Source organism: Pengzhenrongella sp. (assembly GCF_036565025.1).
Classification (GTDB): domain Bacteria; phylum Actinomycetota; class Actinomycetes; order Actinomycetales; family Cellulomonadaceae; genus Pengzhenrongella.
The window spans coordinates 1-22,045 of record NZ_DATCNW010000096.1; the positions used below are offsets into that span (position 1 = coordinate 1).

The following is a 22,045-nucleotide window of genomic DNA, read 5'->3' on the forward strand; positions in this document are numbered from 1 at the left end:
GGGTGAGGGTGAGGGGTGGGGTTCGCGGCGGTGGCGGACCGACGGGCTGGTCCACCACGCGCGTCAGCGACCGAGGGTTCGCGTCACGCCGTCCCAGCCTCCGAGGAGTCCGCGCACGTGGTCGTGCAGGCCCTCGGGGAAGACCTCCTCGTCGACGACGGCGAGCGCGTCGAGGTCCCACCACCGGAGCTCGTCGATGGTGTCGATCTCGATCTGCGTCCAGCCGTCCCGGCTGAACTCGAAGTCCGTCTCGGTTCCTGCCGCGGAAGCAGACCCGTTCGACCCGACGCCGCCGTCGGCCACCGAACCGCCGCCGGCCCCGGCCTCGTCCTCGCGTAACGATCCGTCCTCGCCCACAGAGCGCCGTCCGACCCGCGCGGCGTAGCGACCGACGAAGAAGACCTCCTCCTGCCGGCAGCTCTCCCGGAAGAAGTCGAACACCGCGCTCCGCGAGAACACCGGCCCGACGAGGGCGGACGGCGCGAGCTCGATACCCGTCTCCTCGAACAGCTCCCGGATCGCGGCGTCGCGCGGGGTCTCCCCCGCGTCGATCCCGCCGCCGACCGTGAACCACCAGGACCGCTCGCGCTGGTCGACGTCGCAGCCGTGCAGCAGCAGCACGCGATCTCGCTCGTCGAGCAGGATCACGCGGGCCGCGCGCCGGAATCGCACGCCGTCGGACCCGAGGGCCCACTCCGGGCCCAGCCGATGCACTGGACCGTGCGCCGCGCCGTCGTCCACGGGCGTCGCCGACGCGCCGACACCCGGGGACCGACCAGCCGGCCGGCCCCCGTCCGTACCAACCGCGTCCGTCACCAACCGCGCTCGGCGAGCCGGTGCGGCTCCGGGATGTCGTCGACGTTGATGCCGACCATGGCCTCGCCGAGCCCGCGCGAGACCTTCGCGACGACGCTCGGGTCGTCGAAGAACGTGGTCGCCTTGACGATCGCGGCGGCACGCTGCTCCGGGTTGCCGGCCTTGAAGATGCCCGAGCCGACGAACACGCCTTCGGCGCCGAGCTGCATCATCATCGCGGCGTCCGCCGGGGTGGCGATGCCGCCCGCGACGAACAGCACGACGGGAAGCTTGCCGGCGACGGCGACCTCCTTGACGAGCTCGTACGGCGCGCCGAGCTCCTTCGCGGCCAGGTACAGCTCGTCCTCGGGCAGCGAGGTGAGCCGGCGGATCTGGTCGCGCAGGGTGCGCATGTGGGTCGTGGCGTTCGAGACGTCGCCGGTGCCGGCCTCACCCTTGGAGCGGATCATGGCCGCGCCCTCGGTGATCCGGCGCAGCGCCTCGCCGAGGTTGGTCGCGCCGCACACGAACGGGACCGTGAAGGCCCACTTGTCGATGTGGTGCGCGTAGTCCGCGGGGGTCAGCACCTCGGACTCGTCGATGTAGTCGACGCCGAGCTCCTGGAGCACCTGCGCCTCGACGAAGTGGCCGATCCGGGCCTTGGCCATCACCGGGATGGACACCTCGTTGATGATGCCGTCGATCAGGTCGGGGTCGCTCATCCGCGCCACGCCACCCTGCGCGCGAATGTCGGCCGGGACCCGCTCGAGCGCCATGACGGCGACCGCTCCGGCATCCTCGGCGATCCGCGCCTGTGCGGGCGTGACAACGTCCATGATGACGCCGCCCTTGAGCATCTCAGCCATGCCGCGCTTGACCTTCGCGGTGCCGACGGCGCCGGACGCAACGTGCTCGACGACGGAGTTCTGGCTGTTCTCGCTGGACACTGCGGACCTCACAGAGGAATCGGGAGACATTCGGGAGGCCTCGGGACCGCGCGGCGGCGACCCCCGGCCGATGGTCCATCGTAGACCGGCGGACAGGCGGTCTCAGGCGCCCGGCCGGCCGAGCGCCTCGGGCCACGCGTCGTCGAACTCGAGGGGTTGCAGGTCCGGCGCGCGTCCCGCGAGCCGCAGGAGCCGGATCACTCGCTTGCGCCGCACCCGCTGCGTCTGCGCGACGGCCTCGTTGTGGAACCGCCGCGCGAGTTGCACCCGGTACCAGGCGGCGGCCAGGGCATCGATGAGCTCGGCGCCACCGGGCTCCTCGCGCACGGTGGCGACCTCCGCGGGATCCTCCAGCGCCGCCCGCATGGTCGAGGAGAGCTCGCTCTCGACGAGCCCGCGGTCCGGCTCGGCCGGCGCGCGTCCCCCGCCGCGGACCGCCGCACGACCCCCGCCGACGCCGACCTGCCCGCGCGCGTTCATGCCCGTGCCCGACGACGCCCCGCTGGTCTGCCGGATCAGCTCGGTCAGGTCGGGGATCTGCGGCGCGAGCGCGTCCGTGCCCCGGCCGCTCACCTCGAGGGCCGCGAACGCCGCCTCGCCGATGAGCACCGAGCTCACCGGGTCCAGCACGCCCGACGACGCGATCTCCGCCGCGACCGTCGCCCGCCGCACGAGCTGCCGGTCGAGCACGGACTGCGACGCGGCGACCTTGCGGTGCAGCCGGTCGAGGCGCGACGCCTCGACCCAGACCGCCCAGCCGATCACCAGCAGGACCGTGGCGGCGAACAGGACCATCTCCTCCCAGTCCCACCAGCTCATGACGCACCTCCCCGGTCGCCGCGCACAAGCCGGCCGAGCGCACCACGCAGCGAGGACGGGTCCTCGCTCACGGGCGCCAGGCCCTCGTCGCCACCGGCGCCGAGCACCATCTCGTAGACCGTGAGGACCTCGCTCGTCACCGCGGACCAGTCGTACCGGCGCACGATCTTCGCGCCGTGCGCGACGGTCGCGGCGCGCAGCTCGGGGTCGCCCAGGACACGGACCAGGGTGGCGGCCAGATCGCCGGTGTCACCCCGGCGGAACAGCGTGCCGGCCGCGCCGCCGTCGAGCACGCGGGTGAACGCGCCCAGGTCGCTCGCAACCACCGCGGCCCCGGCACTCATTGCCTCGACCAGCACGATGCCGAAGCTCTCGCCGGCCACCTGCGGCGCGCAGTACACGTCCACCGACCGCAGCAGGCTTGCCTTCTCCTTGTCCGAGATCGAGCCGAGGAACTCCACGGCCCGGGCGTCGTCACCGAGCAGCTCACGCACGTCGTCCGGCCCCGTCTCCCCCGTGCCCGCCACCAGGAAGCGCGCTCCCGGCAGGGATCGCAGCACCTCGGAGACTGCTCCGAGCAGCACGGGCAGGCCCTTGCGCGGCTCGTCGAGCCGGCCGAGGAACGCGATCGTCGGCGCCTGCGGCGTGCCGGTCCAGCGCGGATCGGGTATGGCGCTGGTGAACTCGTCCACGTAGACCCCGTTCGGGATCACGACGGCGTCGCCGCCCATGTGCTCCACGAGCGTGCGGCGGGCGTCCTCGGACACCGCGATCCGGGCGGAGATCTTCGTCATGCTCTGCCGCACGAGCGGGTAGGTCATCTGCAACGGGCGCGAGCGGATCAGAGCCGTGTGGAACGTCGCGACGATCGGCCCCTCCGCGATCCACAGCGCGAGCATCCCGAGGCTCGGGGTGATCGGTTCGTGCAGGTGCAGGATGTCGAACTCCCCGGCCACGAGCCAGCGCCGCACGCGTGCCGCGGTCAACGGCCCGAACGTCATCCGCGCGACCGCGCCGTTGTACCGCACCGGGATCGAGCGGCCGGCGGGCGTCAGGTACGCCGGGACCGGGGTGTCGTCGTCGGCGGGCGCGAGCACCGAGACGGTGTGGCCACGGGCGATCATCGCCTCCGCGAGGTCGCGCACGTGGAACTGCACGCCGCCGGGCACGTCGAACGAATACGGGCAGACGATGCCGATCCGCAGCGGCCGCAGCTCGGTGGTCGGCGTCACCCGGACGCCTCGGTCTCGGCGACGCCCGCTTCGGCGGAATCGGCGGCCGGCGGGGAGACGATCGCGGCGTCACGCGCCGGATCGAGGTCCGCGACGAAGACCTTCTGCAGCATGTGCCAGTCCTGCGGATGCGCATCGATGCCCGCGCCGACGGCGGTGACCCACGCCTGGGTGAGCGCGGTCAGCTGCTCGTTGCGCGGCAGGTCAGCCGGCACCGGCAGAGCTGCCCCGAACTCGAGCACGATCCCCCAGGGCGAGCCCGCAGCGCGACGTCGGGCGCCGGTGAGCCGCTCGTAGTAGACGACCGTGGAGATCAGCATCGCGCCGGTCGCGACCGCCAGCGCAGCCGGCCCCGCGGCGACGCGGGCCCGTTCGCCGAAGAGGTCGACCTCGATCCCGTGCGCGGTCAGATCCCGGTCGCCGATCAGGGGCAGCAGCGTGGGCCCTCCCCGCGCGACGCGCACGAGCTGGCGGAAGACGTCGCCTCCGGAAGTGTCCAGGGGGATGATCGTCATCCCCAGGCCCTCGCGGAACGCCAGGAACTCCTCGAACAGCGCCTGCGGCTCGAGCTTCTCCACGACCGACGTGACCGGGCCCAGGTGCGCGGTCGCGTACGCCCCCGCGAGGTCCCAGTTCCCTTGGTGGCCCAGGGCCATCAGCACCGTGCGCCCGGCGGCGAGCTCGGCCCGGAGCGGCTCGTCGCCCACCATGCGCGCCCGTGCCGCGATCTGCTCCGGGGTGTACGACGGCAGCGCGAACGCCTCGCGGTAGTACCGCAGGTAGGACCGCATGCCGGCATGCGAGAGCCTCCGCAGCTCGCGCCTCGACGCCTCGGGACGGACCCGAGCCAGGTTCCGTTCGAGCTGGCGGATCCCCGCACCCCTGCGCAGCCAGGCGACGTCGGCCCCGAGGTTCGCCGCGGCCCGCAGGACGGGCTCGGGAAGGCGGCCCGCCGCCCGCCAGGCGAGCGCGAACAGTCGTCCGGTGTTCACGCGGAGACCTCCGCCTGCCTGCGCACGGTCGCCATCCGCTGCACGATCGTCACGGCGCTCGCCACGGCGAGCAGCGCGAGGGTGACTGTGAGCACGGCGAGCGGCAGCCCGGCGCCGACCAGCAGCGTCGCGAGCAGCACCGCGAGCAGGCGGTCGGCCCGTTCGGCGACGCCGACGGTCGCGGTCATGCCCAGACCCTCGGCGCGTGCCCGCGCGTACGGGACGAGCGAACCGAGCACGAGGCACGCGAGCGCGAGGGCCATCGTGAGCCGGTCGTCGCCGGTCCCGGCGAACCAGAGCACCAGCCCGGCGAAGATCGCGGCGTCGGCGACCCGGTCCAGCGTCGAGTCGAGGAAGGCTCCCCAGGGGCCCGACTTCCCCGACCGGCGGGCCATCGTCCCGTCGATCGCGTCGGTCATCACGAACACCCCGGTGACGATGGACCCGGCGAGCAGGTGACCGGTCGGGAACAGCCACAGCGCGGCGGCGACGACGACGGCCGCGCCCGTGATCGTGACCGCGTCGGGCGAGACCCCGCGCCGCAGGAGCAGGTCGGCGAGCGGCGTGATGACCTTGGTCAGCACGCCTCGCAGAGATTTCAGCACGACTAGATCATCCTCTCGTTGCCGGCCCGGTGGCCGGCCAAGCCGCCGCGAGGCGGTCACGGGTGTCGCCGAGCAGCTGGGGCATGGCCTTGGTCTGGCCCACCACCGGCAGGAAGTTGGAGTCCCCGGTCCAGCGCGGCACGACGTGCTGGTGCAGGTGCGCGGCGATGCCGGCGCCCGCGACCGACCCCTGGTTCATGCCCAGGTTGAAGCCGTGCGGCCCGGAGACCTCGCGCATGACCCGCATCGCGGTCGCGGTGAGCTCGGCGACGTCGGCCGTCTCCTGCGCCGTGAGGTCCGTGTAGTCCGCGACGTGCCGGTACGGGACCACGAGCAGGTGGCCGGGGTTGTACGGGTAGAGGTTGAGCACGACGTAGGCGCTCGGCCCGCGCGCCACGATCAGTCCGGTGACGTCGTCGAGCGTCGGCGCGCGGCAGAACGGGCACCCGTCCCCTGCCGCCGCGCCGACCGGCTTGTCCTGCCCGCCGATGTAGATCATCCGGTGTGGGGTCCACAGGCGCTCGAACCCGTCGGGCTCGCCGGGATGCCCCGCTGCGCTCTCCTGGGCCGGGTCACCCACCTGGGCATCGTTCACCGCGGCTCAGACCTGAACGCGGTCGCGCACGGCGGCGAGGATCCGCTCGATCGCCTCGTCGACCGGCACCCCGTTCTCCTGCCGCCCGTCGCGGTAGCGGAACGAGACGGCGCCGGCCTCGACGTCCTCGCCCCCGGCGATCAGCACGAACGGGATCTTCTGCGTGCTCGCGGTGCGGATCTTCTTGCCGAACCGGTCCTCGCTGACGTCCAGGTCGGCGCGGATCCCGTGCGCCCGTAGCCGAGCGACGACGTCGCCCAGGTACTCGTTGAACGGCTCGGCGACCGGCACCGCGAGCACCTGCACGGGCGAGAGCCACGCCGGGAACGCCCCCGCGTAGTGCTCGGTGAGCAGGGCGAAGAACCGCTCGACCGAGCCGAACAGGGCGCGGTGGATCATCACCGGGCGCTGCCGCGTGCCGTCGCTCGCCGTGTACTCCAGGTCGAACAGCTCGGGCAGGTTGAAGTCCAGCTGGATCGTGGACATCTGCCAGGTGCGCCCGATGGCGTCCCGCGCCTGCACGGAGATCTTCGGGCCGTAGAACGCCGCGCCCTCGGGATCGGGCACCAGGTCGAGCCCCGACGCCGTGGCGACCTCCTCGAGGGTCCGCGTCGCGTCCGCCCAGATTTCGTCGGTGCCGACCGACTTCTCCGGGTTGCGGGTCGAGAGCTCGAGGTAGAAGTCGGTCAGCCCGTAGTCCGCCAGCAGGTCCAGCACGAACTGGAGCGTGGTGGTGAGCTCTGCCTTCATCTGGTCGCGCGCGGCGTAGATGTGGGCGTCGTCCTGGGTCAGCCCCCGCACGCGGGTCAGCCCGTGGATCACGCCCGACTTCTCGTACCGGTACACGGTCCCGAACTCGAACAGCCGCATCGGCAGGTCACGGTAGGACCGGCCGCGGGAGGCGTAGATGAGGTTGTGCATCGGGCAGTTCATCGGCTTGAGGTAGTAGTCCTGGCCCGGCTTGCGCACGGTGCCGTCGTCGCCCAGCTCCTCGTCGACGTGCATCGGGGGGAACATGCCGTCGCGGTACCAGTCCAGGTGTCCGGAGACCTCGTACAGGTGCGCCTTGGTGATGTGCGGGGTGTTGACGAAGGAGTACCCGGCCTCGACGTGGCGCTGGCGGGAGAAGTCCTCCATCTCCTTGCGGATGATGCCGCCCTTGGGGTGGAAGACCGGCAGCCCCGAGCCGAGGATCTCCGGGAAGGAGAACAGGTCGAGCTCCGCGCCGATCTTGCGGTGGTCGCGGCGCTCGGCCTCGGCGAGCCGTTCGAGGTGGGTCTTCAGCTCGTCCTTGGTGGGCCACGCGGTGCCGTAGACCCGCTGGAGCTGCGGGTTCTTCTCCGACCCGCGCCAGTAGGCGGCGGCCGTGCGGGTGAGCTGGAAGCCGTTCGCGATCAGCTTGGTGCTCGGCAGGTGCGGCCCGCGGCACAGGTCCTGCCAGACGACCGCCCCGTCGCGCTTGAGGTTCTGATAGATGCTCAGGCCGCCGAGCCCGACCTCGACGCTCGAGGCGTCGTCCTCCGCGCTGCTGGCCGCGCCGGTGCCCTTGAGGCCGATCAGCTCGAGCTTGTACGGCTCGGCTGCGAGCTCGGCGCGCGCCTGGTCCTCGGTGACGTCCCAGCGCCGGAAGGTCTGACCGTCCTTGACGATCCGCTGCATGACCTTCTCGAGCGCCTTGAGGTCCTCGGGGGTGAACGGGATCTCGACGTCGAAGTCGTAGTAGAAGCCGTCGGTGATCGGCGGGCCGATGCCCAGCTTCGCGGCCGGGTGCAGCTGCTGGACCGCCTGGGCGAGCACGTGCGCCGCCGAGTGGCGCAGCACCGCGAGGCCGTCCGGTGAGTCGATCGTCACGGCCTCGACCACCGCGCCCGGGGGTACCGGCAGGTGCAGGTCGCGCAGCTCGCCGTCCACCCGCACGACGACGACCTCGCGCCGCCCGGCGTACAGGTCCGTGCCCGTCGTGCCGTCCTCGACGGTGACGGGGGCGCCGTCGACGGTGAGGGACACGAGCTCTGCGGACGGGGCAGACACAGTGGGGCTCCTTGCGGTCGTCGCGCGCCCGCTCCGGGCGCACGACGATGCTACCGAGGCGCGAGCGGAGGGCCGTTCGGGTGATGCGGATTTCGTTGTTTGTTTGCGCGTTATCTCAGCGCCCGCCACGGTCGGCGCACGTGACCTGCGCTAATTGTCCGAAAAGTCCATTTCGAATCCGTTGCGACGCGGGCACCGTTGTCCCCAGCACCCCATCGGGTGATGACTGGGGGCGGGGATGGTGGGCGATACTGGGTTCGAACCAGTGACCTCCTCGGTGTGAACGAGGCGCTCTACCACTGAGCCAATCGCCCGTCAGGCGTAGCGAACTTCTCGCTGTGCAGGACGTCTTGGGTGGATGTTAGCGAACCAACAGCGATTTACCGAACTGAGTCCAAACACCCGCTCGGTTGAGCGGGTGAATCTGTACCCCGTGCCGCGCGCTCGCCGACCTTGGTCACTTAGACTGCGATCACTCGAACGGGTGACTCTATCACCATATTTGTACTGTGTTGACTGCCGGTCTCTATATACTGCGATCACTCGAAAAGGAGGCGATGAGATGGCACCCCGCCCTTTCGATGTCGTCGAGGTCGTCACAATGCAGCTCGTGCTGTCCGACGCAACCGTCCTCGGCGTGACCGCTGAGCTCGGCTTCCGGGCCGCCGATCCGTACACCGTGCGCGCGGTCTTCACCGGCCCGCACTCGATGTCGACGTGGCTCGTGGGCCGCGAGCTGCTCGCCCAGGGTCTCGTCGCCACGCAGGCGGCACCCGCCGGCACCGGCGACGTCCGCGTCTGGCGCGACGACGACCCGACCTACGTACTCATCTCGCTCAGTGGCGTCGAGGGCGACGCCCTGCTGGCCGCACCCGCCGAACCCGTCGAACGGTTCGTCGCGACCACGCAGCAGCTCGTACCGTTCGGCACCGAGAGCACGCGAATGGACCCGGAGATCAGCCGCCTGATCGCGGCGCTGCTCACCGCCTGAGCCCAGTCCTCCAACGAGAGCCTCGACCCTGCGGGTCGAGGCTCTCGTTGCGTCTGCCGGTCGAGGCGCTGTCGTCTACGGGTCGAGGTTCTCGTTCGTCTTGGCCTGGAACAGCCGCTGCGCGGCGAGGCTGATCGGGCCCGCGGGCACGTCGACGCCGTCCAGGTTCACCACTGGCACCACGTTGCGCACGCTCGAGCTGAGTGAAAGGCGCGCCCCGCCGGCACCGACCTCGTCGAGCACCGTGAACGGCAGCTCCCCGGCGCGCGCCTCGCGCACCGGCAGGCCTGCCTCGAGAGCCCATTCGAGGATCAGCTCGCGGGTGATCCCCGCGAGGCAGCCGCTCGCGAGCGTCGGGGTGACGAGCTCGCCGCCGCGCTCGACGAAGACGTTGGAGCCGGTGCCTTCGCACAGCTCACCGATCGTGTTCGCGAACAGGGCCTCGTCGGCCCCGTGCTCGACCGCGTAGGCGTACGCCACGACGTTCTCGGCGTACGACGTCGTCTTGAGCCCCGCGACCGCCGAGCGCTCGTTGCGTACCCACGGCACGCGGGCCGCACGTGCCGTCTCCGGGCGGGCTCCGGGACCCGCGAGCACCAGGATCGTCGGGCGCCCGGTGCCCGGCGCGGACCGGTTCGAACCGAGCGGCCCGGGACCGGCGGTCAGCGTGATCCGCACCCGGCCGAGCTCGGGTCCACCCGCGGCGAGCACCGCGTCGATGCCGGCCTTGATCTCGTCCTCGTCGGGTGCGGGCAGGCCGAGCCCGGTCGCCGACCGCTTGAGCCGGCGCAGGTGCCGGCTGAGCGCGAACGCGTGCCCGTCGATCACCGCGCACGTCTCGAACGCGCCGTCACCGACCGTCAAGCCGTGGTCGACCGCGGTCGCCACCGGTTCGTCCTCGCCCCGAAGCTTGCCCTCTGACCAGATCACTGTGCCCATGTCCACAGTCTGGCCCAGATCAGGCGTGCGTCGAGGCGAGCGAGATCAGGCGGCGCGCCTTGAGCTCGGTCTCCTCCCACTCCGCCGCCGGATCACTCCCCCACGTGATGCCCGCGCCGGTGCCGAACCGCAGGGTGCCGGCGGTCGGGCGGCCGCGGTCGGCGTCGTCGTCCGCCGTCCACCAGAAGGTGCGGATGCCCACCGCGAGCTCGGCGCTACCGGCGTCGGCGTCGATCCAGCCGACGACGCCGCAGTACGGCCCGCGCGGCGCCGTCTCCAGCTCGCGGATCACCTGCAGCGCCGAGCTCTTCGGGGCGCCGGAGACGGACCCGGGCGGGTAGGTCGCGGCGAGCACCCGGGCCCACCGGTCCGGAGCGGCCGCGACGTCGGGCTCGAGACGGCCCTGGACGACCGAGACGAGATGGAAGAGCCCTGGATGCTGCTCGACCCCGAGCAGCGAGGTGACCTCGACCGTTCCGGGCACGCAGACCCGCTGGAGGTCGTTGCGCACCAGGTCGGTGATCATCACGTTCTCGGCGCGGTCCTTCTCGCCCATGACGTCGGCGGTGACCCCGGTGCCCTTGATCGGCGCGGACGTGAGCAGGTCGCCGTCGAGCCGCAGGAACAGCTCCGGCGAGGCCGTGACCACCCACACCGGCGGGAGGCCGGACGCGGCCGGGACGTGCACGCCACCCGCATACGGTGCCGGGTTGCCCGCGGCCAGCACGCGGGCCAACGCGTGGGCGTCCGGCTCGTCGTCCGGGCCCGGGCTCACCAGCGGCGCCGCCAGGACGCGGCAGATGTTCGCCTGGTAGACCCGACCGGCCCGGATGTCCTCGCGGACCGACTGGACCGCGCGGACGTAGGCGTCCCGGTCGAGCGACGTCGACCACGACGACGACGGCGGTCCGCGCCAGTGCGTCGGCGCGGACGTCGGCGCGCTCGCCTCGCTCCGCGACGTCGGCGGGCTCGCCCGGGGGACGTCGCGGGAGACGTCGGAGAACCGCCAGGCGCGCACTGGGCCGTCGAAATCGCCGACGACGGCCCAGAACCCACCGGCCGCCACGCGCTCGGGCTCGACCTCCAGATCCACGCACTCGACCGCCCCGCGGGCACGCACGCCCGCGAACCAGGCGGCGCCCGCGACGTCGCCGCGAGCCGGAGGGACAGAGTCGGGCGGCATTTCGCAACCGTACCCAGGCGGCCGGAGCACCTCGCCCACGCCCAGGACACCCTGCGTTCAGGCTCAGTTGGACGCATCTGGATTCCCTGGGCTAAAGTCTGCAACACGCCCTGCGGACCGGAGCCGGAAACGGATTCGGTCCTCGAGGTTGTGCGGATGTGGCTCAGTGGTAGAGCATCACCTTGCCAAGGTGAGGGTCGCGGGTTCGAATCCCGTCATCCGCTCGGTGGCTCGACTTAGGTCGGCCTCGGGCTCGAGAGATACGAGCAACACGGTGGAGTGGCCGAGAGGCGAGGCAGCGGCCTGCAAAGCCGTGCACACGGGTTCGAATCCCGTCTCCACCTCGCATGATGTAGTGCAGCATGGGCGATTGGCGCAGCGGTAGCGCGCTTCCCTGACACGGAAGAGGTCACTGGTTCGATCCCAGTATCGCCCACCATCGAAGTCCCAGGTCATCGACCTGGGGCTTTTGCTTTTCCCCGGGGGGAAGAAAAACCCGCGTTCTCCGGCCGGCCCCCGGCCAGGTGCCGACCGTGTTCGAGACATACGTCACGCCGCACTCCAAGCGGTCGGCACACGTCACGGTCGCTCCCCCACGTGGTAGCACCTTGGTATCATCGGCCCATGGCCATGACGCTCCGTCTCACCGACGCTCAATCCGAAGCCCTTCGAGTCACTGCCGAGCGCGAGAATCGCTCGATGCAGGCCGTCGCTGCCGAGGCGATCGAGCGGTACACGTCCGAGCGCAACCGCCGCCGTGACGAGATCTTCGCGAAGATCATGGACCGGGACTCCGAGCTCCTGGACCGGCTGGCGCAGGGGTGAGCCCTGACTATCTCGAGCTCGAGGACCTCCTCGTCGCGGCGGAGCTGTTCCTGGGGCACGCGCCCGAGGTCCGGGACTACGGGCTGCTGGAGTCGGCGCTCGCCCGCCCGCGCGCCACGGTATTCGGGCGGGACGCCTATCCGACGCTGGACGAGAAGGCCGCCGCGCTGCTGCTCTCGCTCGTGGGCAACCACGCGCTCGTGGACGGAAACAAACGGCTCGGCTGGTTCGGCGTCGTCACTTGCTACGAGTTGAACGGCCGCACCGTTCGCCTCGTCGGCGACTCCCCCTTCGAGACGATCATGGCCATCGCTCGCGGCGAACTGGTCGACGTCCCGGTGCTCGCGGCCGCCCTTCGCTCCTGGACGACGCCCTAGCACCCACCCCACCAGTACCGCGAACGGCGTAGGCGGAGTCAGGCCCAGGGAGGACGCGCCGGGTCGATCTGACCGGCAGGCTGGGGCGGACGACAACCGGACGACGACGAGCAGGCTCACGGGAGCGCAAGATGACGAGCTGGATCGACAGCCTGCTGGCAGGCGTTCCGTTGTGGGCGATCTATGTCGCCGTCTTCGTGCTGCCCTTCCTCGAAGCGGCCGTGCTGCTCGGCTTCGTGATACCCGGCGAGACGATCCTCGTCTTCGCCGGCGTGCTGGCCAGCAAGGGGGAGGTCGACGTCGCCGGGGTGCTCGCGCTCGGCATCGCCGGCGCCGTGCTGGGTGACAACACCGGGTACGCCGTCGGGCGACGCTACGGCCGGGTGCTCCAGGGCAGCCGGCTGGGTCGCCTGGTCGGGGCTCGACGATGGGCAGCCAGCGAGTCCTTCCTGCTCAAGCACGGGGGCGCCGCCGTCTTCCTGGGGCGCTTCACGGCGCTGTTTCGCGCCATGGTTCCGGGCGTGGCGGGGATTGCCGGCGTCAGATACCGGACGTTTCTCGTCTGGAACGCGATCGGGGGCGTGGCCTGGGCGACCCTGGCGGTCATCGGGGGGTGGGCGCTGGGCGAGGTCATCGCGACCTATGTGTCGAACGTCAGCTACGTGCTGCTCTCGGTGCTGCTGCTCGCCGTCCTGGTCCACATTTTCAGATCGATCCGGAGCAAGCGGACCATCCGGCGTCGTACCGGCACGGTGGACAGCCCGCTCGTGGAGTCGGCGGCAGCCCTCGATCTGGTGGGCCCAGCCGAGGTCCGAGGTGCGGATTCGATGGCCGCGGGGTAAGGCTGACCCGATGGACGCAGACGTCATCGTGGTCGGAGCGGGCCTGGCCGGCCTGGTCGCCACCGCGGAGCTCGCCGACGCGGGACGCCGGGTGCTCCTGCTGGACCAGGAGCCGGCGGCGAGTCTCGGCGGGCAGGCGTTCTGGTCCTTCGGTGGGCTGTTCCTCGTCGACTCGCCCGAGCAGCGCCGGATGGGGATCAAGGACTCCCGGGAGCTGGCCCTTGCGGACTGGATGGGTACGGCCAGTTTCGACCGGCCCGAGGACGCCTGGCCCCGCAGGTGGGCCGAGGCCTATCTCGACTTCGCCGCCGGGGAGAAGCGACCCTGGTTGCACGCCCAGGGCGTGCGGTTCTTCCCGCTGGTCGGCTGGGCCGAGCGCGGCGGCTACGGCGCGATCGGCCACGGAAACTCCGTCCCGCGGTTCCACGTCACTTGGGGCACCGGGCCGGGCGTCCTCGAACCATTCGTGCGCCGGGTACGCGAGGCTGCCGACAGCGGACGGGTGACCTTCGCCTTCCGGCATCGCGTCGACGAGCTGATCGTCACCGGCGGCGCGGTCACCGGCGTCCGGGGCGCGGTCCTGGAGCCCAGCACCGTGGCCCGTGGCGTCGCGTCCACGCGCGCTGTGGTCCGCGAGTTCGACCTGACCGCGCCGGCCGTGCTCGTCACCTCCGGGGGGATCGGAGCCAACCACGACCTGATCCGGCGGAACTGGCCGGCCCGCCTCGGACGCCCGCCGGCGCACATGATCACCGGCGTGCCCGCCCACGTGGACGGCAGGATGCTGCAGATCGCTCAGGACGCCGGCGGACGCGTGATCAACCCGGACCGGATGTGGCACTACGTCGAGGGGGTCAAGAACTGGAACCCGATCTGGCGCGACCACGGCATCCGCATCCTGCCGGGCCCGTCGGCCCTGTGGTTCGACGCGACCGGCAGGCGCCTGCCGGGGCCGCTCTACCCGGGCTTCGACACCCTCGGCACGCTCGCGCACCTGCGCAGCACCGGCCACGACCACAGCTGGTTCGTGCTCACCCAGAAGATCATCGAGAAGGAGTTCGCCCTCTCCGGCTCCGAGCAGAACCCGGACCTGACGAACAGGTCCGTGCTGGCGACCCTGGGCCGGATCCGACCCGGCGCCCCGGCCCCGGTCGAGGCGTTCCTGCGCCGCGGTGCGGACTTCGTGGTCGCGGCCGGCCTCGACGAGCTCGTCGCGGGCATGAACGCCCTGACCGACCGGCCGCTGCTGGACGTCGAGGACATCCGGCGCGAGGTCGTTGCCCGGGATCGGCAGCTGGACAACCCGTTCACGAAGGACGGGCAGGTCAGCGCGATCCACAACGCCCGCCGGTACCGCGGCGACCGGATCGCGCGCACGGCGGCCCCGCACAAGCTCCTGGACCCGAAGGCCGGACCGCTGATCGCCGTCCGGCTCCATGTGATCACCCGCAAGACGCTCGGCGGTCTGCAGACCGATCTGTCGGGCCAGGTCCTGCGGTCCGACGGCGCCCCCGTGGCCGGCCTGTACGCCGCCGGCGAGGCGAGCGGCTTCGGCGGCGGCGGCATGCACGGCTACCGGTCGCTGGAAGGGACGTTCCTCGGCGGGTGCCTCTTCTCCGGCCGCCAGGCCGGACGCGCGATCGCTGCCGCCGGTGCGTGAGCGGATCGCGCTCCGGAGTCTGCGCGGAACAACGGCAAGAGACCCAAGAGGCCTGTCTCGTCCTACGAAGGCAGCCGAACCGTCGCGGTGCGGTGCGTCGCTGAGGGCGCCGGCGCGGACTCTGCCGGGGGCCTGGCGCCACGCGCGAGGACGACGACGACGCCCACAAGAAGCGCGACGAGAGCGAGGTTGCGGGCGACGAGCGTGCCGGTGATCAGCACATGGCCGTCCAAGAGCCCGCGATAGTCGAAGGGAAACACCACCTGCGTGAGTGCGGCGATCCCCCACACTGCGCCCGCCACGCGCGCAAGCGCCGCGCGAGAGGGACCGTTGGCATCGGGTTCGGGCCCGTCACCACCCAGCGCGAGCGCAACCACGACGGGCGGAGCGAGCCAACCGATGTACTGGGGTGAGCCGACCTTGTTCACGACGATGAGCACGATCAGCGCGCCGAGGGACCCCCAGAGCAGGCGGTCGGACGCCCGCAGGTGACGCGACCGCCAGACCAGGAGCGCCAGACCCGCGACCGCCAACGGGAGCAGCAGGTCGAGCGCGCGCGCGGTGGTCGCGGTGCCCGGACCGGTGATCTCCCACGTCGAGAGCTTGTGGTTCAGGAGGATCGAGATGCCGCCGCGTCCGAGCGCGGCGAGGGTCCACGGACTCGCCACGACCGCCTCGACCTGCAGCCCGCGGGAGTCCTGCGCGGTCAGGAAGCTCGACACGTTCCGTAGCCCGCCACCGGCGGCCACCACGCCGGCGACCCCTGCGCAGACGAGCGCGGCGGGCACGATGACCTCACGCACCGGCCGGCGCACGATCAGGATCAGCGGAATCAGCAGAACCCCCGGGGCAACCTTGACCCACGCGGCCACGGTCAGGGCAGCCGCAGCCACCCGCGGTCGGGCAGCAGCCGCAAGGAGCGCGACGATGATGACCGGGGTGACAACGGCATCGAGGCGCCCCATCGCGACCGGTCCCAGCAGCACGAGGAACCCGAGCCACCACCACGCCCCGCGCGCGCCACCCCGGCGCACGAGCGCGCGGACAGCGATCGCATCCAGGCACGAGACCAGCGCGCACCAACCGAGCGCGTAGGCGACGGTCGAGGTCGTGCTGATCACCGCCGGCAGCAGCATCGGGACGAGCGCACCCACCGGGTACACGAAGGGGGCATCGAACACGGGCCACGGCCCCCCGTGCAGTCCCGCCCCGACCCAGGCGCGATACAGCACCAGGTCGAAGAACGCCTGCCGTGGCACCAGCACCACCCCGACGAGCGTGAGCCACCCGTGGGCCACCACGAACGCGACCCACAGCGCGGGGCGCGAGTCGACCCAGCGGGACGCCACGCGCCGCACAGCCGCAACCGCAGCAAGAACCGATGCGGAGGGCCGACGCGTCGTCGTTCCGGTCACGGGAGATCCACGCAGGCGAAGCGCACGATTCCGGATGGCCATGGAGTTCCCCTTGCTCGATGTAGGCGCGCACGGAGACTAGCCGAGCGATCACCGGCCGTGGGACACCTTCGCCTGCGGTTCAACTGGTCCTCGTCCACATCTCGATCTGCCCGGTCCGTCCGGCTCGAGCGAAGTGCTTCGCGAGGTAGGTCCGCGACCTCGACCCGAGCCCCTGCCTCGTGTGCCCGACGGCGAGCAGCGCGCCGTCGCTCGCTGCGAGCTCGTCGAGAATCAGGTCGTCCAGGGTCCTGGCTCGCGAACCGGGCACGGTGCCGCCGGCGCTGAGCACGAGCCAGGCCCCGACAGGGTCCATGGTGGCGGGACAACGGCGGCCGATCTGGCGTGCTGTGGCGTCCGCGACCTGCAGATACGACGGGTTACGAGCCCACAGGCAGTCATGGGCCGAGGCGAATTCGGCAAGAACGACGTTGTCCACGCGGCCGGACGTCGGCAGGGGCGGTGCCACCGTCGCGAGCGCGATCGCGCCACTGATCGCCATCGCCACGATGACGGCTGTGCCGGCTCGTGCCGTGCGGCCTCCCCGCGCCCGCACCGCCGCGACGAGGTGCCCGACTCCCGCTCCGAGCAACAGGCACAACGCGGGTGCCACGAACGCCAGGTAGTGGAAGTAGAAGCTCGGCGCCATCGCGAGGGCGGTCATCTGAAGGCCCGCCAGCAGGCCCCACCAGACCGGGTCCGGCCACGCCGCGGGGCCGGTCCGGCGCCAGAGCATCACCACCGCAGGTGCGACGGCGCAGGCCAGCAGCAGTATCGCGACGAGCCCAACCGTGAGTGCGATCCGCGGCACGTGCACGTCGCCTGCGGGCCCGACGGCGCCGAGCCGTTCGAGCAGGTCCTTGGCCTGCAGCGGCCGCCTGCTCTGGGCGGTGAGCACGTCGAACCACATCCGACCCCGGGCCAGCACCGCGAACGGGAGCAGGACCGGCGCCGCGCCCGCCAGGCACCACCCGAGCCAGCGCACCACCGCGGGCAGACCCCAGCGAGCCACGACCAACGCTCCGAGCACGACGACGTCGAGCGCCACCCAGATCTTGAACGTCGCCGCGAGCCCGAGCGCGATTCCCGAGACCGCCAGCGCCCGCGCGACCACGGGCGACCGGGCCGGCGACCCCGCCCCGGTGCGGGCGATCGCGGCGAGCGCGAGCAGCAGGCCCAGGTTGATCGGAGTCTCGAGGAACACCGTGTGCTCGGTGCCGACCGTGACGCCGGCCAGCGCATACGCGCCACCGCCGATCGCGGCCGCGACCATCCCGCGCCGCGCCAGGATCCGCGCGATGAGCATCGCGTTGACCGCGCCCAGCGTCATGAACAGCAACCGGGCCAGTGCCAGCGACCAGGAGTCCCCGACAAGGCCGGCCAGGGCCGCGACGGGGGCGAGCAGGACGGCGATCCCGGGCGGGTGCAGGAAGACCTCATCGCGATACGGGAGCACACCCGCGATCAGCCGCTGGGCGATCGCGAGGTGCACGCCGTCGTCGTACGCGTGGACTCCGCGCAGCGTCCCCACGACGAGGACGGGCCAGAGCCGGGCGACGAACGCCACGACGCCGACCACCGGGACCAGCCAGCGTCCACCGTGCACGGCCCCGGGAGCACCTGCCCGGTCGGACGCGTGGCCGGTCGGGCCGGACGCGGCCGGCTGCGTCGGCCGAAGGCGGGTGCGGCCTTCCGCATTGCGCACCACGTCGCCCCCATGACCTTGAACATTGGACCCGCTCGACCGCCAGCCGGCGGGTTCGCCCCTGGCGGTCCCGCCGGCATGACGCTAGCCGTTCATGCACGCTCTCGGGTTCGGACCCGCTCTTTTTTGCGACGTTTGCAGGAATCCTGGCCCACCGGAGTCCGCAGGCACGTCCTGTCCGGGGGACACTGGCTCTCCGGGTCGAGCCCGATCACCGTGTCAGGGGACATGATCCCACCCGCATGACTACCCGAGAAGACCAACCCGTCATGAACGCGCGCACCCTGGTCATCGTCCCGACGTACAACGAACGCGAGAACCTCCCGCTGGTTGCCGCTGCACTCTTCTCGAACGCACCCGATGCGCACCTGCTGGTCATCGACGACGGCAGCCCCGACGGGACCGGTGATGTCGCCGATGAGCTCGCAGCGCGCGACCCACGCGTATTCACGATGCACCGGGCCGGAAAGCTCGGGCTGGGCTCGGCCTACGTCCAGGGCTTCCGGTGGGGCCTGGCCCGCGGCTACACGATCCTGGTCGAGATGGACGCCGACGGGTCGCACCCCGCGAACACGTTGCCCGACCTGATCGCGGGCATCGGCCCGATGTCGACCCCCGGAGCGCCGGCTCTGGTGATCGGGTCCCGCTGGGTCGCCGGCGGGCGCGTCGTGGACTGGCCCAAGTCCCGCGAGGCGCTCAGCCGCGCCGCCAACCTCTACGCGCGGGTCGCCCTCGGGATCCGGGTCAACGACGCCACTGCCGGCTTCCGCGCCTACCGCCACGACGCGCTCGAGGCGATCGACCTCGAATCCGTCGACTCCTACGGGTATTGCTTCCAGATCGACATGACGCTGCGACTCCTCGACGCCGGCTACGGCGTGCGTGAGATCCCGATCACCTTCCGCGAACGCGAGATCGGCGAGTCCAAGATGAGCCGCTCGATCGTCCTCGAGGCGATGTGGAAGGTCACGGCGTGGGGCGCCGCCCGACGCGGACGCCAGGTCCGGGCCGCACTCTCCCCTGGTCGGCGCACGCGACCGCACATCGTGGCCTGACCCGGGGGCGCACCGGCCGCCAGGCCGGGCGTGCGATCGGTACCGCCGGCGCGCGACCGGGATCGGGACCGGCGCGACCTCGCGATCCCTGGGCTACGGCACGAGGTGCGCGAGCGAGACGATGATGCGTTCGGTGATGTCCTCGGGCCACGGGAAGAGGGGGCCGACGGCGCGCTGGTGGGCCAGGCCGTGCAGGCCCAGCCACAGCGCGACGGCGTCGGCGAGCGGGTCGTCGCTGGTCGAGCGGCCGGCAGCCACGCACTGCGTCAGATTGGCGACGAAGATGCGCAGAGCGTCCTGGCCGAGCTCGGCTCCCTCGGCCTGCGTGACGGCGGCAGCCCGCACCGCCTCGGCGGCATCCCGTACCCCGGCGAACATCACCCGGTAGCGCTGCGGTCGCGACCGCGCGAACTCTAGATACGCCTCGCAGGCGGCCCGCAACCGCTCGACCGGGTCGAGGCCGACGTCCCCCTGTGCAGCCAGCAGCTGAGCGCTCAGCTCCGCGAACGCATCTTGGACGACCCGCAGCAAGATCGCCTGCCGGTCGGGGAAATGGGCATAGATCGAGGGTGCGGAGATGCCCACCCGACGGGCCACCGATCGCAGTGTCACCGCCTGCTCGTCCCCGGACTCATCCAGCAGCTCGGCACCCGCCCGCACGATGTCCTCACGCAGGCGCCCACCCTCTCCGCGGGGATTGCGCTCCCTTGTCCCTGCAGACGCGCGGGAATCCGTACCGGTTCTGCTCATGTCGGGACTATACAAGCGTGAGGCACTTTGCGTATGGTTACGGCTGTAAACATACGTCTGTTCGCATTGAATCCCCAGACCAGGAGCAGCCATGAGTACCGTCCGCAACATCACCCCCCACCCGCTGGCACCGGTGACCGCCGTGGAGGTCGTCCTGCCGGGCGTTGTCGAGCCGGCCGGCCTGCAGGTCCGATCCCGCGTTCTGGCGGAGCCCGGGCCCGGACAGGTCCTGGTGACCGTCGAGGCCAGCGGCGTGTCCTTCGCCGAGCAGTCGATGCGGCGGGGGCGCTATCCCGGCCAGCCCACGTTCCCGTTCGTGCCCGGCTACGACCTGGTCGGGACCGTCACGCGCCTCGGGACCGGCGTGGACCCCGCCCTCGCGGGTCGACGCGTCGCGGCCATGACGAAGACCGGGGGTTGGGCCAGTCACGTCCTGCTCACCGGCGCCGACGTCGTGACGGTACCCGACGGCCTCGACCCTGCGGAGGTGGAGACCCTCGTGGTGAACGGCGTGACCGCGTGGCAGATGCTGCACCGCAAGGCACGCGTCCGCCCGGGCCAGACGATCCTGGTGCACGGCGCGAACGGCGGGGTGGGAAACACGTTGGCCCAGCTCGCGCGCCACCACGGCGTCAAGGTCATCGGAACGGCCGCCCCTCGCCACCACGAGGCGCTGCGCGCGATGGGTGCCATCCCGATCGACTACGACGATCCGGAGCTCGCCGCCCGCGTCCGGGAGCTCGCGCCGGACGGGGTGGACGCGGTGTTCGACCACCTCGGCGGGGAGAGCATCGACCGCTCGTGGTCCGTGCTGGCTCCGGGAGGGACGCTCGTGAGCTACGCCATCGCCTCCGCGCTGAAGGACAGCGGGGCTGTCCTGCCCTCGTTCTTCGCCCTCGTGGCCAAGCTGGCCTGGTGGAGCGTGCTGCCGAATGGCCGCAAGGCGACCTTCTACGACCTGTGGGCGGGCCACGGCCTGCGCCCGCGCGCCTTCAGTGCCCGGCTGCGCCAGGACCTCGGCGCCGTGCTCGGCCTGCTTGCCGACGGGACCCTGACTCCCCACGTCGCCGCTCGTCTGCCATTGACCCAGGCTCGCGAGGCCATGGAGCTGGCCGAGTCACGCACCGTCTACGGAAAGGTCGTCCTCGTCCCCTGAAGAGACCGGATTCCTTCCCACCAAAGAGCTGTCAACAGACTCACCTCAGGGTATGGACATTCCCGACCGTTCCGGTATCATAGAACACATGTTCGATCCCGAGTTCGGCGGGGACGGCGACGAGCATGTCGCGTCCGTTGTCGAGCCGTCCGCGGAGCTGCTGGCTTTGTGGGCCGTCGAGGATGCGCGGTATGAGGATCCGAAGGTCGTGGCCGGCGCGGTCGCCGATTTCTTGGCGCGGGAGGCGTTCTGCGCGACGGAGTTTTTTCTGGGGGAGCCTGACGGCCCCTGCGAGGGGATGGACCTGGCGCCGGGGTCCGCGGCGTTGGCGACGTGGGCGGGCGGGGTGGACTCGGAGTTGTTGCGGGACTACGACCTGATCGAGCAGATCGCCGCGCTGGAACGGGCCGCGTCCTGGGCCAAGGCCCGCCAGCTGGCCGCGATCGAGGTCCTCTCGCGGCGGGATGCGATGAACCCGGACTGGCCCGTCGCGGTCAGCCAGCCCGGCATCGTCGGCGAGGAGGTCGCCACCCGGCTGGGCACCTCCCGGCGGGCCGGGCGGGAGCTGGTAGAGGCGGGCCTGCTGTTCGCCCACCAGCTGATGGCCACCGGGGACGCGTTGGAGGTCGGGGATCTGGACTGGGGCAAGGCCAAGATCGTGGTCGCCGCATTGAAGGACGTTCCGTGGCAGGTGGCGCAGGTCGTCGAGGACGTGGTGCTGCCCACGGCGGGTGAGCGGACCCCGACCCAGCTGCGCGCGGACCTGCAGAAGGCCCTGATCGCGGTCGACCCGGCCGACGCCGAGAAGCGCACGGCGCGGGCGGTCGACACCCGGCGCGTGTGCAAGCCCAAGGTCCTGCCCGATGGGATGGCCGGCATCTGGTCGGTGCTGCCCGCGTTCGTCGCGACCGCGATCGACACCGCCCTGAGCGACGCCGCCCACAAGGCCCAGCGCGCCGGGGACACCCGCACCATCGACCAGCTCCGCGCCGACGCGTACACCAGCACGCTGCTCGGCGACGACGGCTGCACCTGCGCAGACGCGGGTGTGGCTGTCGGCGAGACCCGCGAACCGGTCAGCAACACCGAGAC

At 71.6% G+C, this 22,045-nt stretch carries 21 protein-coding genes and 4 tRNA genes; 11 read left to right on the forward strand and 14 right to left on the reverse strand.

The window, feature by feature from the left end:
- Positions 1–63: 63 nt before the first annotated feature.
- The 9 genes from VIM26_RS05375 to VIM26_RS05415 all read right to left on the reverse strand — a co-directional run bounded on the left by VIM26_RS05375 (position 64) and on the right by VIM26_RS05415 (position 8,330).
- A complete protein-coding gene (locus tag VIM26_RS05375; RefSeq protein WP_331949323.1) occupies positions 64–741 on the reverse strand; it encodes an NUDIX hydrolase in 678 nt (225 codons plus the stop codon).
- Between the two features lie 71 nt (positions 742–812).
- Positions 813–1,742 (reverse strand): pyridoxal 5'-phosphate synthase lyase subunit PdxS, encoded by a 930-nt coding sequence (pdxS, locus tag VIM26_RS05380; RefSeq protein ID WP_331949324.1) that lies wholly within the window; start codon positions 1,740–1,742, stop codon positions 813–815.
- A 102-nt stretch (positions 1,743–1,844) separates the two neighbouring features.
- Entirely contained in the window at positions 1,845–2,561 is a 717-nt protein-coding gene (locus VIM26_RS05385) for a hypothetical protein (RefSeq protein ID WP_331949325.1), read from the reverse strand.
- The gene (locus VIM26_RS05390) at positions 2,558–3,766 is read right to left on the reverse strand and encodes a glycosyltransferase family 4 protein (protein WP_414696448.1); all 1,209 of its coding nucleotides are present in this window, start codon (positions 3,764–3,766) and stop codon (positions 2,558–2,560) included. Before VIM26_RS05390 ends, VIM26_RS05385 begins: the two co-directional genes overlap by 4 nt.
- A gap of 23 nt (positions 3,767–3,789) precedes the next feature.
- Positions 3,790–4,785 (reverse strand): phosphatidylinositol mannoside acyltransferase, encoded by a 996-nt coding sequence (locus VIM26_RS05395; protein ID WP_331949327.1) that lies wholly within the window; start codon positions 4,783–4,785, stop codon positions 3,790–3,792.
- Positions 4,782–5,390, reverse strand: a complete 609-nt coding sequence (gene pgsA, locus VIM26_RS05400) for a phosphatidylinositol phosphate synthase (protein ID WP_331949328.1) — start codon at positions 5,388–5,390, stop codon at positions 4,782–4,784. Before pgsA ends, VIM26_RS05395 begins: the two co-directional genes overlap by 4 nt.
- Before the next feature lie 7 nt (positions 5,391–5,397).
- Positions 5,398–5,985 (reverse strand): HIT domain-containing protein, encoded by a 588-nt coding sequence (locus tag VIM26_RS05405; RefSeq protein ID WP_331949329.1) that lies wholly within the window; start codon positions 5,983–5,985, stop codon positions 5,398–5,400.
- A 6-nt stretch (positions 5,986–5,991) separates the two neighbouring features.
- The gene (thrS, locus tag VIM26_RS05410; RefSeq protein WP_331949330.1) at positions 5,992–8,016 is read right to left on the reverse strand and encodes a threonine--tRNA ligase; all 2,025 of its coding nucleotides are present in this window, start codon (positions 8,014–8,016) and stop codon (positions 5,992–5,994) included.
- Between the two features lie 239 nt (positions 8,017–8,255).
- A tRNA-Val gene (locus VIM26_RS05415) sits at positions 8,256–8,330 on the reverse strand.
- 248 nt (positions 8,331–8,578) lie between these two features.
- On the opposite strand from VIM26_RS05415, the gene VIM26_RS05420 reads away from it, so the two are divergent.
- Positions 8,579–9,007 (forward strand): SsgA family sporulation/cell division regulator, encoded by a 429-nt coding sequence (locus VIM26_RS05420; RefSeq protein ID WP_331949331.1) that lies wholly within the window; start codon positions 8,579–8,581, stop codon positions 9,005–9,007.
- A 75-nt stretch (positions 9,008–9,082) separates the two neighbouring features.
- Here the strand turns inward: VIM26_RS05420 and VIM26_RS05425 are convergent, their stop codons facing one another.
- Positions 9,083–9,946 carry an aminotransferase class IV gene (locus VIM26_RS05425; RefSeq protein ID WP_331949332.1) on the reverse strand — a complete coding sequence of 288 codons (864 nt, stop codon included), beginning with the start codon at positions 9,944–9,946 and terminating at the stop codon, positions 9,083–9,085.
- Positions 9,947–9,965: 19 nt separating this feature from the next.
- Positions 9,966–11,129, reverse strand: coding sequence for a chorismate-binding protein (locus VIM26_RS05430; RefSeq protein ID WP_331949333.1), 1,164 nt, complete (start codon positions 11,127–11,129; stop codon positions 9,966–9,968).
- A 152-nt stretch (positions 11,130–11,281) separates the two neighbouring features.
- Between VIM26_RS05430 and VIM26_RS05435 the strand changes: the two genes are divergently transcribed.
- The 7 genes from VIM26_RS05435 to VIM26_RS05465 all read left to right on the forward strand — a co-directional run bounded on the left by VIM26_RS05435 (position 11,282) and on the right by VIM26_RS05465 (position 14,833).
- A tRNA-Gly gene (locus VIM26_RS05435) sits at positions 11,282–11,353 on the forward strand.
- Positions 11,354–11,402: 49 nt separating this feature from the next.
- Positions 11,403–11,473: transfer RNA gene (locus VIM26_RS05440), tRNA-Cys, on the forward strand.
- 20 nt (positions 11,474–11,493) lie between these two features.
- Positions 11,494–11,568, forward strand: a tRNA-Val gene (locus VIM26_RS05445).
- A gap of 260 nt (positions 11,569–11,828) precedes the next feature.
- Positions 11,829–11,954 (forward strand): hypothetical protein, encoded by a 126-nt coding sequence (locus VIM26_RS05450; RefSeq protein ID WP_331949334.1) that lies wholly within the window; start codon positions 11,829–11,831, stop codon positions 11,952–11,954.
- The gene (locus tag VIM26_RS05455) at positions 11,951–12,331 is read left to right on the forward strand and encodes a type II toxin-antitoxin system death-on-curing family toxin (protein ID WP_331949335.1); all 381 of its coding nucleotides are present in this window, start codon (positions 11,951–11,953) and stop codon (positions 12,329–12,331) included. The genes VIM26_RS05450 and VIM26_RS05455 overlap by 4 nt, the downstream gene beginning before the upstream one ends.
- A 131-nt stretch (positions 12,332–12,462) precedes the next feature.
- Positions 12,463–13,173, forward strand: coding sequence for a DedA family protein (locus VIM26_RS05460; RefSeq protein WP_331949336.1), 711 nt, complete (start codon positions 12,463–12,465; stop codon positions 13,171–13,173).
- A gap of 10 nt (positions 13,174–13,183) precedes the next feature.
- Entirely contained in the window at positions 13,184–14,833 is a 1,650-nt protein-coding gene (locus tag VIM26_RS05465; protein WP_331949337.1) for an FAD-binding dehydrogenase, read from the forward strand.
- Between the two features lie 62 nt (positions 14,834–14,895).
- Here the strand turns inward: VIM26_RS05465 and VIM26_RS05470 are convergent, their stop codons facing one another.
- On the reverse strand, positions 14,896–16,182 hold the full coding sequence (locus VIM26_RS05470) for a glycosyltransferase 87 family protein (RefSeq protein WP_331949338.1): 1,287 nt from the start codon (positions 16,180–16,182) through the stop codon (positions 14,896–14,898).
- Positions 16,183–16,369: 187 nt separating this feature from the next.
- Complete coding sequence (locus VIM26_RS05475; RefSeq protein WP_331949339.1) at positions 16,370–17,992, reverse strand: hypothetical protein; 1,623 nt, start codon at positions 17,990–17,992, stop codon at positions 16,370–16,372.
- 269 nt (positions 17,993–18,261) lie between these two features.
- Here VIM26_RS05475 and VIM26_RS05480 point away from each other — a divergent pair, with 269 nt between their 5' ends.
- Positions 18,262–19,047 (forward strand): polyprenol monophosphomannose synthase, encoded by a 786-nt coding sequence (locus tag VIM26_RS05480; protein WP_331949340.1) that lies wholly within the window; start codon positions 18,262–18,264, stop codon positions 19,045–19,047.
- Between the two features lie 93 nt (positions 19,048–19,140).
- On the opposite strand, the gene VIM26_RS05485 is transcribed toward VIM26_RS05480, so the two are convergent.
- Complete coding sequence (locus VIM26_RS05485; protein WP_331949341.1) at positions 19,141–19,797, reverse strand: TetR/AcrR family transcriptional regulator; 657 nt, start codon at positions 19,795–19,797, stop codon at positions 19,141–19,143.
- Positions 19,798–19,888: 91 nt separating this feature from the next.
- Between VIM26_RS05485 and VIM26_RS05490 the strand changes: the two genes are divergently transcribed.
- Together VIM26_RS05490 and VIM26_RS05495 are read left to right on the forward strand one after the other, a co-directional pair.
- On the forward strand, positions 19,889–20,953 hold the full coding sequence (locus tag VIM26_RS05490) for a medium chain dehydrogenase/reductase family protein (RefSeq protein WP_331949342.1): 1,065 nt from the start codon (positions 19,889–19,891) through the stop codon (positions 20,951–20,953).
- Positions 20,954–21,041: 88 nt separating this feature from the next.
- A partial coding sequence (locus VIM26_RS05495) for a DUF222 domain-containing protein (protein WP_331949343.1) occupies positions 21,042–22,045 on the forward strand: 1,004 nt, incomplete at its 3' end.

Coding starts and splice junctions, on each gene's coding strand:
- VIM26_RS05385 (WP_331949325.1), bottom strand. CDS start 2,561: ATGAGCTGGTGGGACTGGGAGGAGATGGTCCTGTTCGCCGCCACGGTC.
- VIM26_RS05420 (WP_331949331.1), top strand. CDS start 8,579: ATGGCACCCCGCCCTTTCGATGTCGTCGAGGTCGTCACAATGCAGCTC.
- VIM26_RS05425 (WP_331949332.1), bottom strand. CDS start 9,946: ATGGGCACAGTGATCTGGTCAGAGGGCAAGCTTCGGGGCGAGGACGAA.
- VIM26_RS05430 (WP_331949333.1), bottom strand. CDS start 11,129: ATGCCGCCCGACTCTGTCCCTCCGGCTCGCGGCGACGTCGCGGGCGCC.
- VIM26_RS05450 (WP_331949334.1), top strand. CDS start 11,829: ATGCAGGCCGTCGCTGCCGAGGCGATCGAGCGGTACACGTCCGAGCGC.
- VIM26_RS05460 (WP_331949336.1), top strand. CDS start 12,463: ATGACGAGCTGGATCGACAGCCTGCTGGCAGGCGTTCCGTTGTGGGCG.
- VIM26_RS05465 (WP_331949337.1), top strand. CDS start 13,184: ATGGACGCAGACGTCATCGTGGTCGGAGCGGGCCTGGCCGGCCTGGTC.
- VIM26_RS05480 (WP_331949340.1), top strand. CDS start 18,262: ATGAACGCGCGCACCCTGGTCATCGTCCCGACGTACAACGAACGCGAG.
- VIM26_RS05485 (WP_331949341.1), bottom strand. CDS start 19,797: ATGAGCAGAACCGGTACGGATTCCCGCGCGTCTGCAGGGACAAGGGAG.
- VIM26_RS05490 (WP_331949342.1), top strand. CDS start 19,889: ATGAGTACCGTCCGCAACATCACCCCCCACCCGCTGGCACCGGTGACC.